The sequence below is a fragment of the Rhodovulum sp. HP10 genome (assembly GCF_047553435.1).
Taxonomy (GTDB): domain Bacteria; phylum Pseudomonadota; class Alphaproteobacteria; order Rhodobacterales; family Rhodobacteraceae; genus Rhodovulum.
In genome coordinates this window covers 4,012,778-4,027,412 of sequence record NZ_CP180201.1, presented here as the reverse complement: position 1 = coordinate 4,027,412, position 14,635 = coordinate 4,012,778, and the positions used below count along the sequence as shown (strand labels likewise).

The window sequence follows — 14,635 nt, the reverse complement described above, 5'->3', positions numbered from 1 at the left end:
TCAGCCCGGCCCGACGGAGGGTTGCGACGGCCCGGGATATTTTCGCACCATTCCCGGGCGGACGAGAGCTGAGGCGATGAACTGCCGGAGCACCGGCTTGGCGCGCGGACCCGATGACTGCGCTCCTTCGAGGTCAGCTTGCCGGGTGCCGCCTTTGGGCCATTTTGAACCCGGGCAGACGCGATCCTGACCCGCCTTCCGGCCGCCGCCCCAACCGCGCGCCTTCCGCGGTGACGGCCAGTCTCGTGAAACATGCCCCCGCCCCGTCGACAGGTAATCCGGACCCGGCACGTGTCCGCCCGGGCCCGGCACCGGCAGAACAGATCCGGGACGCTCAACACCAGTTTGCGCAACTAGCCGATTGCGTTGAGAAACTCCGACAGCGGCCGAGAGATCGCCTGAGTTCGGAATGGCGTTTCTCAAAGGAGGAAAAGGGGACTGCTTATGAGGCAGGGGCATGACAACCGGAACCATGTCCCACGACTTGGTGCGCGGTGCCCCCGCAGGCGCGTTTTTCAACGAAATCCCCCACCAACGCCCGCGTGGGCCACGGACGGCCGTTCCGGGCCGGGAGGGACCAAAGGCGCGCGGCAAGGGTCCGCCCCCCGCCCGGGCGCCATCGTGTCCGCTTTCCGCAAAGCATGCGCCCGCCCGCTGCAGGACTGGAGCCCGCCACCGATCCCCCCGACAGAAGCCGCGGGCGGGCGGAGGCTCAGCCGTCCTTCGGCAACCTTACCGTTTCCGGCGCGATCCGCGACATCGCCGCCTCGAACTGCGCCCAGGTCATTGTCGCCCGGTTCCCCGCGACGCCATGATAATAGGACCGGCCGTTGGCCGTCGGCAGCCCCGCCCAGATCCGCGAGAGATTATGCATGAACGCCTTGCGCTTCATCTCTCCGGCCCCGAAGGCGCTGAGTCCGGCCTCTTCGAGCAGAAGATCGGCGAGGCGGTCCTGAACCGGCGCCGAGAACCGGGTCCGTTCGTCAAGCCCGAGCTCGGCCACAAGCCGGCGCAGCGTGGCGGGAATGAACTGATAGCGGCCGATCGCATGCGGCTGACCCGGAGTCTCGTCGATCCATTTGTAGATCTCGGCGATGCTCAGCCGGGTCGGCGGCCCCGGAGGCCGGATCCTGGCGCCATGCTGAACCGCATCATAATCCATCCGCCCTGCCTCAGCCCGGCCGATCAGAAGCCGGATGCCCTCGGCCAGAGCAGCATTTCCGCCGCCGGGGCGAAGCGGCGAGAACAGCACGGCGGTCGCGGACTCAGGCGCCCGCCGCGCCCGAACCACCGGATCGACCACCGGATCGGAGGCGAAGAAGCTCGCCCCGCCGCGCCCGACAAACAGGCTGGCGCCGACCGGCCCGGAAACGCCGTCCCGGTTGCCCTCCGGCGCCGGCCCGGAGCCCGGCATCGGTCGTCCCAGCATCGGCCCGCGCATCTGCGTCAGAAGCGGCCCCGTGGCCCCCTCGGGCTGCAGAAGACCGCCCGCCCCGATCAGCGAGACAGGCTCGGCGGCCACGACACGGAGAAAGCAGACAAGCGCCAGCCCGAAGCCAAAGGCACAGGCAAGGCCGGGCGCCGGGGCGCGGTTTCGCGGCAGAGTCATCGGCACCTCGTTCTGAGCGCGTGATCTGCCCGATACCCTGACTGTAAGACGTTCAGATTTCCTTGCCGCGGCCCCGCTTGCGCGGCGTCAGACACCTGCCAGAGCGTTTTGCGTTTGATCTGAAACGAGCGGGGAGTCACACGGGTCCGATTGTCTGTTTCACTTCTTCCGAGAGGTGGATCATGGGCACCCCCCCTGCTCGTAGGACCTTCTGGAGCGGATCTGCGCCTATGTGGCCAAGGGGAACTCTGCTCGGCCGGCAGGGCGTGTTTTGGGATAAGCGCTGCGACGGCGGTGCGATTTGTAGCAGAGCATCGAAAGAGGGGGCCGCCATTCCCAAGGCGCAGGGCCGCCCCGCTGGCCAATATGGAACATACCGTGCTTTTCTGCTGGAGATCGTGCGAGCCGGACCGGACATCACGCTCAAAGAACTCGCCGCCGCCTTGTCAGAGACACATGATGTCGAAATCCAGCTTTCCTCGCGGCACCGCGCCCTGGAACGTTCAGGGCCGTCATATAAAAAAGGACTGATAGCAGCGGAACGTGATCGGCCCGCGTTGCGCCAGGCACGCAGAGACCGGATCATGCGCCGTCAGCCCCGCATGCGCGCGGAGCCGCACAGGCTGGTCTTGATCAACGAGACGGCGGTCAGGACCGACCTCACATGTTTGCGGGGGCGGGCACCCGTCGGTGAGCGGCTCTGCGGTGCGGCACCCTTTGGCCAATGGGGGACGCAGACCTTCGTCGCCAGGCTGACGCAGGACACCCTGATCACACCATGGGTGATCAATGGCGCAATGAACGGGGCGGCTTTCGACGCGTATGTCGAGACGCAACTGGCCTCGGTGTCTGATCCGGGAACCGTCGTGATCCTCGCCAACCTCTCCACCCATCGAAGCCCGCGCGCGACCGAAGCTATGCGAAAGCGAGGCTACTGGTTCTGTTCTTGCCCGTGTACTGCCCCGATCTCAGCCCGATCGAGATGGCCTTCTCCAAGCTCAAAGCCCACTTGCGCCGCATCGGCGCCAGAACCTCTGATGCCATGCTCGAAGCCCTTGGGGATATCTGTGGCCTGTTCGATCCAGATGAATACTGCAACTTCCTGAAAGCCGCCGGATATGCCTCAAATTAAATGCAAAACGCTTTAGAGGCTGCGGAAGCGCTGTTCCTGGCGCGCCGTCCAGTTGACCGTCAGCGTCGATCCCTCATCATCGGGCACCTCGCCCTCGACAATGCCCTGCTCGTAAAGCCAGGCGCGGCGACGTCCGTCGTCATGACCCAAATGCACCTCGCGGCGTTGCCGTGCCGCATCGAGACGCTCGGTCACCGCCTCGAGCAACGGCCCGACGCCCTGCCCGGTCCAGGCAGAGATCGCCGCGACCTCGTCATGCCGCGCGGCCGCCGCTTCGGTCGCGGCGCGGCGCTCGTCATCGAGCAGGTCGGTCTTGTTCCAGACCTCGATCTGAGGCGTCTCGCGCGCGACGCCCAGATCGGCGAGAATCGCGCGCACATCCCCGGCCTGGGCCTCGCTGTCGGAATGGGCGACGTCGCGGACATGCAGGATCAGATCGGCCTCCAGCACCTCTTCGAGCGTGGCGCGGAAGGCCGCGACCAGCTGGGTCGGCAGATCGGAGATGAAGCCGACCGTATCTGACAGGATCACCTTGAGCCCGGTCGGCAGCGCCACCGCCCGCATCGTCGGGTCGAGCGTGGCAAAGAGCATGTCCTTGGCCAGCACCTCGGCCCCGGTCAGCCGGTTGAACAGCGTCGACTTGCCGGCATTGGTATAGCCCACCAGCGCCACGATCGGGAACGGCACCTTGCGCCGGGCGGCGCGGTGCAGATCGCGGGTCTTGACGACCTTCGACAGTTGCCGCCGGATCCGGGTGATGGCCTCGTCGATGGCGCGGCGGTCGGCCTCGATCTGGGTCTCGCCGGGGCCGCCGACGAATCCCAGCCCGCCCCGCTGACGCTCGAGGTGGGTCCAGGCCCGCACCAGCCGCGTGCGCTGATAGCTGAGCGCGGCCAGTTCGACCTGAAGCACACCCTCGCGGGTGCGCGCGCGGTCGGCGAAGATCTCGAGGATCAGCCCGGTCCGGTCGAGGATCTTGACCTTCCAGGCCTTCTCCAGATTGCGCTGCTGAACCGGGCTGACCGGCCCGTCGATCAGCACCAGCTCGATCTCGGCCTCGGTAAGCCTTTCCTTCAGCTCGTCGATCTTGCCAGACCCGAAGAGATGGCCCGCCCGGGGGCGGGCCAGCGGCACGGTCTCGGCGCCCACGACCTCGAGATCGGGAAGCGCCGCCGCCAGTGCCACGGCCTCTTCAAGCGCGGGCCCGGCCTCCCGGCGCTCGCGGTCCGACGCGATGTCGGGATGCAGCACCCAGGCGCGGGTGATGCGAGGCTCGGAGCCGTCCGCTTCGGAGGGGCTCAATCCTCACCTTCGTAAAGACTGATCGGCTGAGAGGGCATGATCGTCGAAATCGCATGCTTGTAGACCAGCTGGGACTGTCCGTCCCGGCGCAGCAACACGCAGAAATTGTCGAACCAGGTGATCACGCCCTGCAGCTTGACCCCGTTGATCAGAAAGATCGTGACCGGGACCTTCGTCTTGCGAACATGGTTAAGAAACGCGTCTTGCAGGTTTTGCTTATCGGCAGCCATTTTTTCTTTGCCTTGTTGTCTATCTGCCCGTCGGCGGACAGCCGTCTCCCTCTGAGGGCGAGTATGAAGCGAGGTTTACCGAGTTTCCACCCCTGTTCAACGTCTCGCAGGGGGGAAATTTGCAACATTCCAAACTCACTTGCGCCAGAACTCGGGATTGAAGAGCGCGATGATGGCCAGGGTCTCGAGACGGCCCAGTACCATCGCCGCGGCCAGCACCAGTTTCGAGGCCTCGCCAAGCGCGGCATAGGAGAGCGGCGGGTCGGTCGCGGCCGCCGCCAGCGGGCCGGTCGTGGTCAGCGCGGCGACGGTCAGCACCATCGAGGCCTCGAAATCAAGCCCCAGAAGCCCCAGCGCCACCATGACCACCGCCACCGACAGCGCAAAGAGCATGAAGAAGACGAAGGCGATCTGCGCGCCCTGACGGCGGATGCGGCGGGCAAAGGCGCCCGCGCCGCCGACCGAGGAGGGATGCACGAGCTTTTCCATCTCGCGGATGCCGTGCTTGTAGAGCGCGTAGATCCGGAGCAGCTTGACGCCCCCGGCGGTAGTCGCGACCCCGCCGCCGAAGACCGCTAGCCCGACGAGAATCAGCCCCGGCGTCGCCAGCCCCGACCATTGCCTTGCATCGATCCATTCGACCGAGGCGAAACCGGTCGTGGTGAGATAGGAGGTCACCGTGAAGAGCGCGCCCCAGAGCGCGCGCAGCGCGGCCAGGCCGTTCTCCTCGGCCGCGACCTCATAGGCACCGACCCAGTGCCGGGCGAACAGGAAGACGGTCACCACCCAGGTGATGCCGATGCCCATCCGCAATTCGAGATCGGCCTTCAGCCTGCGCCAGCTTTCGGGGCGGAAATCGAACATGAACATCTGCCGCGAGATCGCGAACAGCATGAAGACCCACAGCATGATCTCGCCGGGGACGCCGCTCTGGCCCCCCGCGACCCCGCCGACCGGCGAAATACCCGAGGTCGAAAGCACCGACATCGCATGGCAGGCCGCGACCAGCGGCCCCTCGTCCGCCACCACCATCAGCACCCAGAGGCTGCCAGTCAGCCCGATATAGACCGGGGCAAGCTGACGGGCGAAGCGCAAGAGCCGTTCGCGCGGATCGTGGGCGGGACTGACCTCGCCGCGTTCGGAACCGATACGGCCCGCGATGCTGCCGGTTCCGGCCGTGACCTCGAAGCCGCCCAGATTCATCGGCGCGAGAATCGCGATCGCCGTGACCCAGACGAAAAAGCCGCCCATCCATCCGACCGTCGCCCGCCAGAGATGCACCCCCGGCGACAGCCGTTCGGGGCTGTCGAACAGAGTGGCGCCGGTCGTGGTCAGACAGGAGACCATCTCGAAATAGGCATTGAGAAAGCTCGTGTCTCCGACCGCCTCCGAAACCGGCACCGCCAGCATCAGGGGCAGCAGGGTGTAGACGCCCAGCATCGCCAGCAGATGGCTCCGGGCCTGGTTATGCACCGGCCGGTTGATGGTCGACAGCCCGATCAGCACCGCCAGAACGAAGAAGAGCAGGCCGGAATTGAAGAAGGCGCGCGCCGTCGTCCAGTCGCGCTCGGCCAGCGCAAGCACGACCGGCGGAAACATCGCCAGCGCCCCGATCCCCATCAGGATCACCAGGAAGGGAAGATCTGCCAGACGGCGCATGGCTCAGAAGAAGTCGATGGATACCTGCAGCAGGCGCTCCACCTCGGGGACGTCGGCGCTGAGGGCGAAGATCACCACCATGTCGCCTTCCTCGATCCGGGTATCGCCGCGCGGCAGGATCACCTCGCCCGATTTCATCACCGCGCCGACCAGCGCGCCCTCCGGAAAATCGATATCCTGAACCCGCTTGCCGGCCATGGGCGAGGTCGAAAGCACCTGTGCCTCCAGCACCTCGGCCTCGGCATCGCCGATCGAATAGACCCCCCGCACCCGGCCGTGGCGGACATGGCGCAGGATCGAACTGACGGTGGTGGCGCGCGGGTTGATATAGGCGTCGACCTCGAGCGCGCCCATCAGCGACACGAGCGAGGGATCGTTGACCAGACAGATCGCCATCGGACAGCCCGCCATCTTGGCGCGCACGGCGGCCAGGAGGTTGGTCTTGTCATCATCGGTCACCGCCAGCACGGCATCGGCGCGCTCGATATTGGCCTCGGCCAGCAGGTTGATGTCGAGCCCGTCGCCGTTCAGCACGATGGTGCGTTCCAGCGCGTCGGCCGCCACCTCGGCCCGGCGACGATCCATCTCGATCACCTTGGCGCGGATCCGGTCGGCATGGGCCTCCAGCGCCTTGGCCACCGCCAGCCCGACATTGCCGCCGCCGATGATGACCACGCGCTCCTGCTTCTTGGTCGACTTGCCGAAGATCTCCAGCGTGCGGTTCAGGTCCTCGACATGGGCGAAGACATAGATCTGGTCCTCGGGAAACAGCTGGTCGCCCGGTTCGGGCGCGAAAAGCGTGCCCTCGCGGCGCACCCCCACCACCAGCGCCCGCAGCGTCGAGAACAGGTCGGTAAGCTGGCGCAGCGGCGTGCGCAGCACCGGGCAATCCTCTTCGAGCGTGATCCCCAGAAGCTGCGCCTTCCCCTGCAGGAAGCTTTCGGTATCGAAGGCGGCGGGCGCGGCCAGACGCTGCAGCGCGGCCTCGGCGACCTCACGTTCGGGGCTGATCACCACGTCGATCGGCATGTGGTCGCGGCGGTAGAGGTCGGAATAGATCGCCGTCAGGTAGGATTGCGCCCGGAGACGCGCGATCTTGCGTGGCACGGCAAAGATCGAATGCGCCACCTGGCAGGTCACCATGTTGACCTCGTCGGACTGGGTCGCGGCGATGATCATGTCGGCATCGCGCGCGCCCGCGCGCTCCAGAACGTCAGGATAGGAGGCATGGCCCGCGATCCCCTGCACGTCCAGCGCCTCGGTGGCGCGCCGGATCAGATCGGCGTTCATGTCGACGATGGTGACGTCGTTCTTCTCGCCCGAGAGATGGCGGGCAATCTGCCAGCCGACCTGGCCTGCACCGCAGATGATGACCTTCATGCGCCCCGTATCCGTCAGGGAAAACTGCCCCAATCCTTCGCAGAAGCGGCATGGAGGGTCAATCGGCGGCGGTCCGCTGTTCCTCCTCCTCCTCGACATGGGCGACCCGACCGCCCGCCCGCGCCGTCGTCACAACGCCGAGCGACTTGAGCTTGCGGTGCAGCGCCGAACGCTCCATGCCGACGAAATTGGCCGTCCGCGAGATGTTGCCGCCGAAGCGGTTGATCTGGGTCAGCAGGTATTCGCGCTCGAACAGTTCGCGCGCCTCGCGCAGCGGCAGCGTGGCCAGCGCGCCCGCCAGCACGATCCGCCCCTCCTCGGCCGGGCCCTCGGCCTGCATCGGCAGTTCGGTCGCAAGGATCGGATCGGTGCCCTCGCCAAGGATCAGCACCCGCTCGATCACGTTCTTGAGCTGGCGCACATTGCCGGGCCAGGACATGGTCTGCAACAGCGCCTCGGCCTCCTCGCCAAGCGCCCGAAGCGGCAATCCCTGTGTCTTGTTGAACCCGGCGATGAAATGGCGCGCCAGCTCGGGAATATCCTCGCGCCGCTCGTCGAGCGCCGGCACGTCGATCGGCACCACGTTCAGCCGGTGATAGAGCTCCTCGCGGAAGGTGCCGGCCTGGATCTCCTCGGTCAGATCGCGGGTGGTCGAGGAAATCACGCGGATATCGACCCGCACCTTGTCCGTGCCGCCCGCGCGCTGGAACTGCTGATCGACCAGAACCCGCAGGATCTTCGACTGGGTCCCGAGCGGCATATCGGCCACTTCATCGAAGTAAAGAACCCCGCCATGCGCCTGTTCCAGAAGGCCTTTTTCCACACCGCGCGTCGGGCTCTCGCGGCCGAACAGCACTTCTTCCATGCGCTCGGGCTCGATCGAGGCGGAATTGACCACGACGAAGGGACCCGAGGCGCGGCCGGAATTGGCATGGATGTAACGCGCGGCGACCTCCTTGCCGCAGCCCGACGGGCCTTTCAGCATCACCCGTCCATTCGAGCGTGTGACCTTCTCGAGATTGGATTTCAACAGCTTGAAGGCCGGACTGGACCCGATCATCTCGAATTGCGTCACATCCTTGCGGCGCAGTTCCTGATTCTCGCGCCGGAGCCGCGAGGCCTCCATCGCTCTGCGAATGACGACCAGCAACTGATCGATATTGAAGGGTTTTTCGATGAAATCATAGGCGCCCTGCTTGATCGCCGCGACCGCGATCTCGATATTTCCGTGCCCCGAGATGATGACGATCGGAATATCGGGATTGTCGCGCTTGACCCTCGACAGGATGTCGATCCCGTCCATGGTGCTGTCCTTGAGCCAGATATCGAGCACCATCAACGCCGGTGCGGCCGCGTTGATCTCGGCCATGCAGGCATCGGAATTGGCCGCCAGCCGCGTCGTGTAGCCTTCGTCCTGCAGAATATCCGAGACCAGTTCCCGGATGTCGCGCTCGTCGTCGACGATGAGGATGTCGCCCATGTCCTACTCCCCGGTTCCCGCGGTTGCGGATGTCGTGTCGGTAAGCGCGGGGTCCGCCGCGCGCGGCGCCGGGGCCTTCACAGGACCGACCGGCAACGTGATTTCAGCCAGGGCGCCGCAATGGGCGCCTTCGGCGAAGGGCTCTGCATCGCGCAGATCGAGCCGTCCGCCATGTTCCTCGATGATCTTCTTGACGATGGGAAGGCCAAGCCCGGTACCGTGATCGCGGGTGGTGACATAAGGCTCGAACAGCCGCGAACGGTCCTGCGGAAGGCCGACGCCATTATCTGCGATCAGGATTACCGCATTGCCCTCCTCGACCGAGAAGCTCACCCGGATCTCGGGGGCATATCCCTCTGGCTCTCCCTTTTCCCGAAGACTTTCAATCGCTTCGCCCGCGTTCTTGATGATGTTCGTCAGGGCCTGGGCGATCATCGTCGCGTCGAGCTCGGCAGGGACAGGTTCCGGCGGAATGTCGGCCGCGAAGGCGACCCCCGGCTGACCTGCTTCCTGCAGCATCACCGCATCGCGCAGAAGCGCCGTCAGATCGACCGGCTTGCGGTCGGGTTCGGGCATCCGGGCGAATTTGGAAAATTCGTCAACAATCCGGCGCAAGTCATTGGTCTGACGCACGATCACGTCGGTCATCTGGTCCAGCGCCTCGGCCTGATCGCCGACCGCGCCGCGGAACTTGCGCTTGATCCGTTCGGCCGAGAGCTGGATCGGGGTCAAGGGGTTCTTGATCTCATGAGCGATCCGGCGCGCCACGTCGCCCCAGGCCGCCATCCGCTGCGCCGTCACCAGGTCGGTGACATCGTCGAAGGCCACGACATAGCCCTCGGCCCCGCCATCGCCGCGCCGGCGCATCGCCATGCGCACCAGCAGATGCTCCATGTTGCCGCCCCGCAGCAGCCGGACCTCTTCCTGCGCGGTGCCGCGGCGGCTGGCCTTCAGCTTTTCCAGCAATTCGGCGAATTCCGGCACCGCCACGCGCAGCTCCTGGCCCTCGGCATCGGCCGCATCCAGCCGCAACAGCGCCAGCGCCGAGCGGTTCAGCACCTCGACCCGGCCCTCGGCATCGAGCCCCATCACCCCCGCCGTCACCGAGGACAGCACGGAATCGAACAGCCGCCGCCGCCGCTCGATCTGGCGGGTATTGTCGAGAAGCGCATCGCGCTGCAGCTTGAGCTGCCTTGTCATCTGATTGAACATCCGCCCCAGCATCGCGATCTCGTCATCGCTGGTCTCCTCGGGCACCCGCACGTCGAGATCGCCCGCGCCGACCCGCTGCGCAGCCCCCGCCAGCCGGCCCACCGGCCGCGACAGCCGCTCGGCGAACCACAGCCCCAGCCAGACGGCAGCGAGGATCAGGATCATCGCGAAGCCGAGATAGAGCAGCCCGAATTCGAACAGCACCCGGCCGCGCTCCTGCTCGAGCTGCTGGTACAGCCGCACCGATTGCTGGGTGTCGTCCAGCAGGTTCAGGATGTCGCCATCGACCGTGCGCGAAATGTAGAGATAGCGGTCGAGATAGCCGTCGAGCCTGATCAGCGCGCGGAACTCGTTGTTGTCCCAGTCCTGGATCACCACCGTCTCGCCGGCACCGGCGCGGACGATCTGCTCGGGATCCGGGCGTTCGTAATTGAAGAGATAAGACCGCTCGCCCCGGGCCCGGATCTCGCCCGATCCGTCGATCACATAGGCTTCCTTGAGGCCGCGCTGCACCCGCGCCTGGGCCTGGGTCAGGATCTGGCGCATGTCGCCGTCGGACAGGAAGACCGTCGCCTGCCGCGCCGCCGTCAGATAGCCCACCAGCGTATGGGCATCGGAGACCAGATCGCGGCGGTGCTCCTCCTCATAGGCCTCGGCCGCGGCCAGCGAAGCACCGACCACGTTGCGCACCCGTTCCGAGAACCAGCCCTCGAGCCCGATATTGATGGTGAGCCCGGCAAAGATGGCGACCGAGACGGTCGGGATCAGCGCGATCAGCGCAAAGACGCCGGTCAGCCGCAGGTGCAGGCGGGAGCCGGCCGAATGCCGCCGCCGCGCCGCGATCATCTGCGCGATGCGCTGCACGACGAGGGTCGCCACCACCAGCGCATAGACCAGATCGGCCAGCAGCACGATGCGGAGCCCGTGCGACGAGGCAACCTGCTCGAGCGGGCCGAGTGTCAGGAAGGTCAGAACCGCCAGAAGCGGCCCCAGCACGACGACGCCCAGCGTGGCCGCATTGCCCGCCTGGCGCGATCTGCGCAGACGCAAGAACCTTTCCAGGGCCAGAAGGCCCTTGGCATGTGTCACTGCTCGCCTCGTGTCGTTGCATCGCCCGAAGGCGGTATCGGCCTCACCGCGCGGCCGCCGGTCCTATGTCCGGTCGGCCACGCGTTGTTGCCAATTTACATCAACTTGCGACGCCGTGTCACGCGAATATCGAGATCGGTGATCTTCTTGCGCAAGGTATTGCGGTTGATCCCCAGAAGATCGGCACATTTGGCCTGATTGCCGCCGGTCGCATCCAGCGCGATCTCGATCAGCGGCATTTCGACCTCGCGCAGGATCCGGGCATAAAGCCCGGGCGGCGGCAGCACGCCCCCATGCAGGTCGAAATAGCGCCTGAGATGCTTGGCGATTGAGGCCGAAAGCTTCTCGCCATCGCCGCCGCCGACCAGCGGCTCGATTTCGGGCTGGTTGCCCAGCACCGCCTCGACCTCGGCCCGGGTGATCACTTCTTCGGGGCTGGTGACGACGAGGCGGCGGATCGTGTGCTCCAGCTGGCGGACATTGCCGGGCCAGCTATAGGCGCGGATCAGGTCCATCGCCTCCTCGGCCAGGCGCCGGGGCGCGGTGCCGTCGCGCTCGCTCCGACCGAGGAAATGCTCGGCCAGAAGCGGAATGTCATCGACCCGCTCGCGCAGGGACGGCACCGCGACGCTGACGCCGCCCAGCCGGTAGAACAGGTCCTGACGGAACTGCCCGGCCTCCATCCGCGCCATCAGGTCAGACTGGCTGGTGGCCATGACACGGGGCGCGCTGTCGCCGAAACTGTCGAGCATGCGCACGATCCGCCCCTGCGCCTCCTCGCTCAGATCGGCCACCTCGTCGAACAGGATCGAACCGCCCCGGCTCCGCGCCACCAGCGCCGAGGGGCCGTCGATGCCCTCCATGTCGGCGGCGGTCGCGATCACGAAAGGCAGCGAGCGGCGGTCCGAGAAATCATGGATCGCGCGGGCGATCAGCGACTTTCCGGTGCCGGATTCGCCGGTGATCAGCACTGGCAGATCGGCATTCATCACCCGCGCCACCAGCCGGTACAACGCCTGCATCTGCGGCGTGCGCCCGACCAGCGGCAGGTCGTCCTGGGTATCGCCCCCGCTCGGCGGCGCGGTCTCGCGCGGACGCCCGACCCGGCGCTTGGTCTCGAGCGCGCGCGCCGCGCGCTTCATCAGATCGGGCAGATCGAAGGGCTTGGGCAGATAGTCATAGGCCTCGGCCTCGGCCGCCTGGATCGCCGTCATGATGGTGTTCTGGGCCGAGATCACGATCACCGGCAGGCCGGGCCGCTCCTGCCCGATCTTCGGCAGCATCTCGAGCCCGTTGCCATCGGGCATGATCACGTCCGAGATCACCAGATCGCCCTTGCCCTCGCCGACCCAGCGCATCAGCGTGGTCAGGGACGAGGTGGCATGCACCTTGCACCCCGCCCGGGTCAGCGCCTGGGTCAAAACGGTGCGGATCGTGCGGTCGTCATCGGCGACAAGTACGGTTCCGTCCATCAGCTCTCATCCTCTTCGGGTTTCGGGGCAACGGGCAGCGAGACACGGAACACGGTGCGCCCGGGCACCGAGTCGACCGCGATCCAGCCGCCATGATCGCCGATGATCTTCGAGACCAGCGCAAGCCCCAGCCCGGTGCCGTTCTCGCGCCCCGAGACGAAGGGCTCGAAGATCTCGGCGGAAATCTCGGGGGGCAGGCCCGGCCCGTCATCGGTGATCTCGACCTGCAGCGGCACCGGAACGCCCGACCCGTCGGGATGGCGCAGCCGGAGCGACAGATCGTAGAAGGTGCGCAGCCTGATCGTGCCGCCGCGCGGACCGGCCGCCTGTGCGGCATTGGTGATGAGGTTGGTGAAGACCTGCATCAGCTGATCGGGATCGGCCCAGGTCGGCGGCAGCGAGGGGTCGTATTCCTCGTGGATGGCCATGTTGGCGGCATAGCCGACCGTTGCCGAGCGGCGCACCCGGTCCAGCACATCGTGGATATTGACCGATTTGCAGGCCGGCGGGCGCAGATTGCCGAATTGCTCGACCTGTTCGAGCAGCTTCACGATCCGGCGGCTCTCCTCGACGATCAGATCGGTCATCTCGAGATCGCCATTCGAGAGGTTCATCGACAAGAGCTGCGCTGCCCCGGTGATGCCCGCAAGCGGGTTCTTGATTTCATGCGCCAGCATCTCGGCCATGCCGATGGCCGACCTGGCGGCCGATTTCACCGAATGCACCCGGCCGAGCCGCCCGGCGATCTCGCGCGGGCTGACCAGAAGCAGCAGATGCTCCTCGGCGTCGTTCATCGGCGCCACCTGCACATTGCACAGAACCGGCGGCCTGTTGCCCGCGCTGACATCGACATCGTTGATGAAAAGCGGCGCGCGGTTGGCGCGAACCCGGGCGAAGGCCTCGTCGAGCGGCGCATCGACCGCCAGCCTGTCGAAGACCGGCACCCCGCTCAGGGTCTTGATCGTGGCATTGACGAACAGCTCGGAGGCCGGGTTGATATTGGTGATCCGGTCATCCGCATCGAGCAGGAAGGCCGGAATGGGCAGCGCGGTCCAGATCGCGTCCTGATCGAGCGTCATGCCGCGGCCCTCCGCTCCGAGGCCAGCGCCTCGGGCAGAAGCGCCAGCACCGCCGCCCCGGCCGGCGCCGTCAGCACCCGGCGGCGCAGGGAGCCGGGCGTGCCCGCACGGTCCATGTACCAGCCCAGATGCTTGCGCGCGACGCGTCCGCCAAGCGCCGCACCGTAAAAGCCCAGCATGTCCTCGTAATGGCGCGCGACCATCTCGGTCAGCGCCGCCCCCCGGGGCGCGGCGGGCGCCGGACGCCCCGCGATCCGGGCGCCGATCTCGGCCAGAAGCCAGGGCCGCCCCTGCGCCCCGCGCCCGACCATCACCCCGTCGGCACCCGATTGCGCCAGCGCCGCCGAGGCGGTCTCGCCGCAGACGATATCGCCATTGGCCACGACCGGCACCGAGACCGCCTCCCTGACCTCGCGGATCGCGCGCCAGTCGGCCCGGCCCCTGTAGAACTGACAGCGGGTGCGGCCATGGATGGTGATCATCCGCACCCCCGCCGCCTCGGCCCGGCGTGCAAGATCGGGCGCGTTGCGCAGATCGTCATCCCAGCCCAGCCGCGTCTTCAGCGTGACCGGCACCGACACTGCCGTCACCACCGCCTCGATCAGCCGCAGGGCCCGGTCGGGATCGCGCATCAGCGCCGAGCCCGACAGCCCTCCGACCACCTTCCTGGCCGGACAGCCCATGTTGATATCGATGATCCTGGCCCCCTGCTCTTCCACCATCCGTGCCGCCCGCGCCATCCAGTCCGGGTCGCGTCCGGCCAGCTGCACCGCCGTCGCCTCCTCGCCAAGCCCCAGCGCGGCGCGCTCGCGCACCCCCGGCTTGGCCTGAACCATCTCCTGGCTCGCGACCATCTCGGACACCACCAGACCGGCCCCGAAGGAGGCAACCAGCCGTCGAAACGGCAAGTCCGTGATGCCCGCCATGGGCGCCAGAAGAACCGGCGGGTCGAGCGTGATGCCTGCCATATGAATGGCCAATTGATTAATCC

The 14,635-nt window shown here is 66.7% G+C and carries 10 protein-coding genes and 1 pseudogene; 1 reads left to right on the top strand and 10 read right to left on the bottom strand.

Annotated features, from left to right (window positions below; genetic code table 11):
- Nucleotides 1–712: 712 nt before the first annotated feature.
- Nucleotides 713–1,609, bottom strand: coding sequence for a hypothetical protein (locus ACK8CO_RS18890; RefSeq protein ID WP_414897644.1), 897 nt, complete (start codon nt 1,607–1,609; stop codon nt 713–715).
- A gap of 211 nt (nt 1,610–1,820) precedes the next feature.
- On the opposite strand from ACK8CO_RS18890, the pseudogene ACK8CO_RS18885 reads away from it, so the two are divergent.
- Nucleotides 1,821–2,741 (top strand): annotated as a pseudogene (locus ACK8CO_RS18885) (IS630 family transposase).
- A 12-nt stretch (nt 2,742–2,753) separates the two neighbouring features.
- On the opposite strand, the gene hflX reads toward ACK8CO_RS18885, so the two are convergent.
- The 9 genes from hflX to dusB all read right to left on the bottom strand — a co-directional run bounded on the left by hflX (nt 2,754) and on the right by dusB (nt 14,612).
- A complete protein-coding gene (gene hflX, locus ACK8CO_RS18880; protein WP_414897643.1) occupies nt 2,754–4,043 on the bottom strand; it encodes a GTPase HflX in 1,290 nt (429 codons plus the stop codon).
- Nucleotides 4,040–4,273: an RNA chaperone Hfq gene (gene hfq / locus ACK8CO_RS18875; protein WP_080616433.1), complete on the bottom strand. Its 234-nt coding sequence runs from the start codon at nt 4,271–4,273 to the stop codon at nt 4,040–4,042. The genes hflX and hfq overlap by 4 nt, the downstream gene beginning before the upstream one ends.
- Before the next feature lie 135 nt (nt 4,274–4,408).
- Nucleotides 4,409–5,932, bottom strand: a complete 1,524-nt coding sequence (locus ACK8CO_RS18870) for a TrkH family potassium uptake protein (RefSeq protein WP_414897642.1) — start codon at nt 5,930–5,932, stop codon at nt 4,409–4,411.
- A gap of 3 nt (nt 5,933–5,935) precedes the next feature.
- Entirely contained in the window at nt 5,936–7,312 is a 1,377-nt protein-coding gene (trkA, locus tag ACK8CO_RS18865; RefSeq protein ID WP_080616435.1) for a Trk system potassium transporter TrkA, read from the bottom strand.
- Between the two features lie 58 nt (nt 7,313–7,370).
- Complete coding sequence (locus tag ACK8CO_RS18860; RefSeq protein WP_414897641.1) at nt 7,371–8,792, bottom strand: sigma-54-dependent transcriptional regulator; 1,422 nt, start codon at nt 8,790–8,792, stop codon at nt 7,371–7,373.
- 3 nt (nt 8,793–8,795) lie between these two features.
- Complete coding sequence (locus ACK8CO_RS18855; RefSeq protein WP_414897640.1) at nt 8,796–11,054, bottom strand: ATP-binding protein; 2,259 nt, start codon at nt 11,052–11,054, stop codon at nt 8,796–8,798.
- Between the two features lie 134 nt (nt 11,055–11,188).
- Nucleotides 11,189–12,565: a response regulator gene (locus tag ACK8CO_RS18850; protein WP_414897639.1), complete on the bottom strand. Its 1,377-nt coding sequence runs from the start codon at nt 12,563–12,565 to the stop codon at nt 11,189–11,191.
- The gene (locus tag ACK8CO_RS18845) at nt 12,565–13,644 is read right to left on the bottom strand and encodes a two-component system sensor histidine kinase NtrB (RefSeq protein WP_414897638.1); all 1,080 of its coding nucleotides are present in this window, start codon (nt 13,642–13,644) and stop codon (nt 12,565–12,567) included. The genes ACK8CO_RS18850 and ACK8CO_RS18845 overlap by 1 nt, the downstream gene beginning before the upstream one ends.
- Nucleotides 13,641–14,612, bottom strand: a complete 972-nt coding sequence (dusB, locus tag ACK8CO_RS18840) for a tRNA dihydrouridine synthase DusB (RefSeq protein ID WP_414899047.1) — start codon at nt 14,610–14,612, stop codon at nt 13,641–13,643. The genes ACK8CO_RS18845 and dusB overlap by 4 nt, the downstream gene beginning before the upstream one ends.
- Nucleotides 14,613–14,635 lie beyond the last annotated feature (23 nt).

Excerpts from the sequence above, each read along its gene's own strand:
- dusB (WP_414899047.1), bottom strand. The coding sequence starts at position 14,612 with ATGGCAGGCATCACGCTCGACCCGCCGGTTCTTCTGGCGCCCATGGCG.
- hfq (WP_080616433.1), bottom strand. The coding sequence starts at position 4,273 with ATGGCTGCCGATAAGCAAAACCTGCAAGACGCGTTTCTTAACCATGTT.
- trkA (WP_080616435.1), bottom strand. The coding sequence starts at position 7,312 with ATGAAGGTCATCATCTGCGGTGCAGGCCAGGTCGGCTGGCAGATTGCC.
- ACK8CO_RS18860 (WP_414897641.1), bottom strand. The coding sequence starts at position 8,792 with ATGGGCGACATCCTCATCGTCGACGACGAGCGCGACATCCGGGAACTG.
- ACK8CO_RS18850 (WP_414897639.1), bottom strand. The coding sequence starts at position 12,565 with ATGGACGGAACCGTACTTGTCGCCGATGACGACCGCACGATCCGCACC.
- ACK8CO_RS18845 (WP_414897638.1), bottom strand. The coding sequence starts at position 13,644 with ATGACGCTCGATCAGGACGCGATCTGGACCGCGCTGCCCATTCCGGCC.
- ACK8CO_RS18870 (WP_414897642.1), bottom strand. The coding sequence starts at position 5,932 with ATGCGCCGTCTGGCAGATCTTCCCTTCCTGGTGATCCTGATGGGGATC.
- ACK8CO_RS18890 (WP_414897644.1), bottom strand. The coding sequence starts at position 1,609 with ATGACTCTGCCGCGAAACCGCGCCCCGGCGCCCGGCCTTGCCTGTGCC.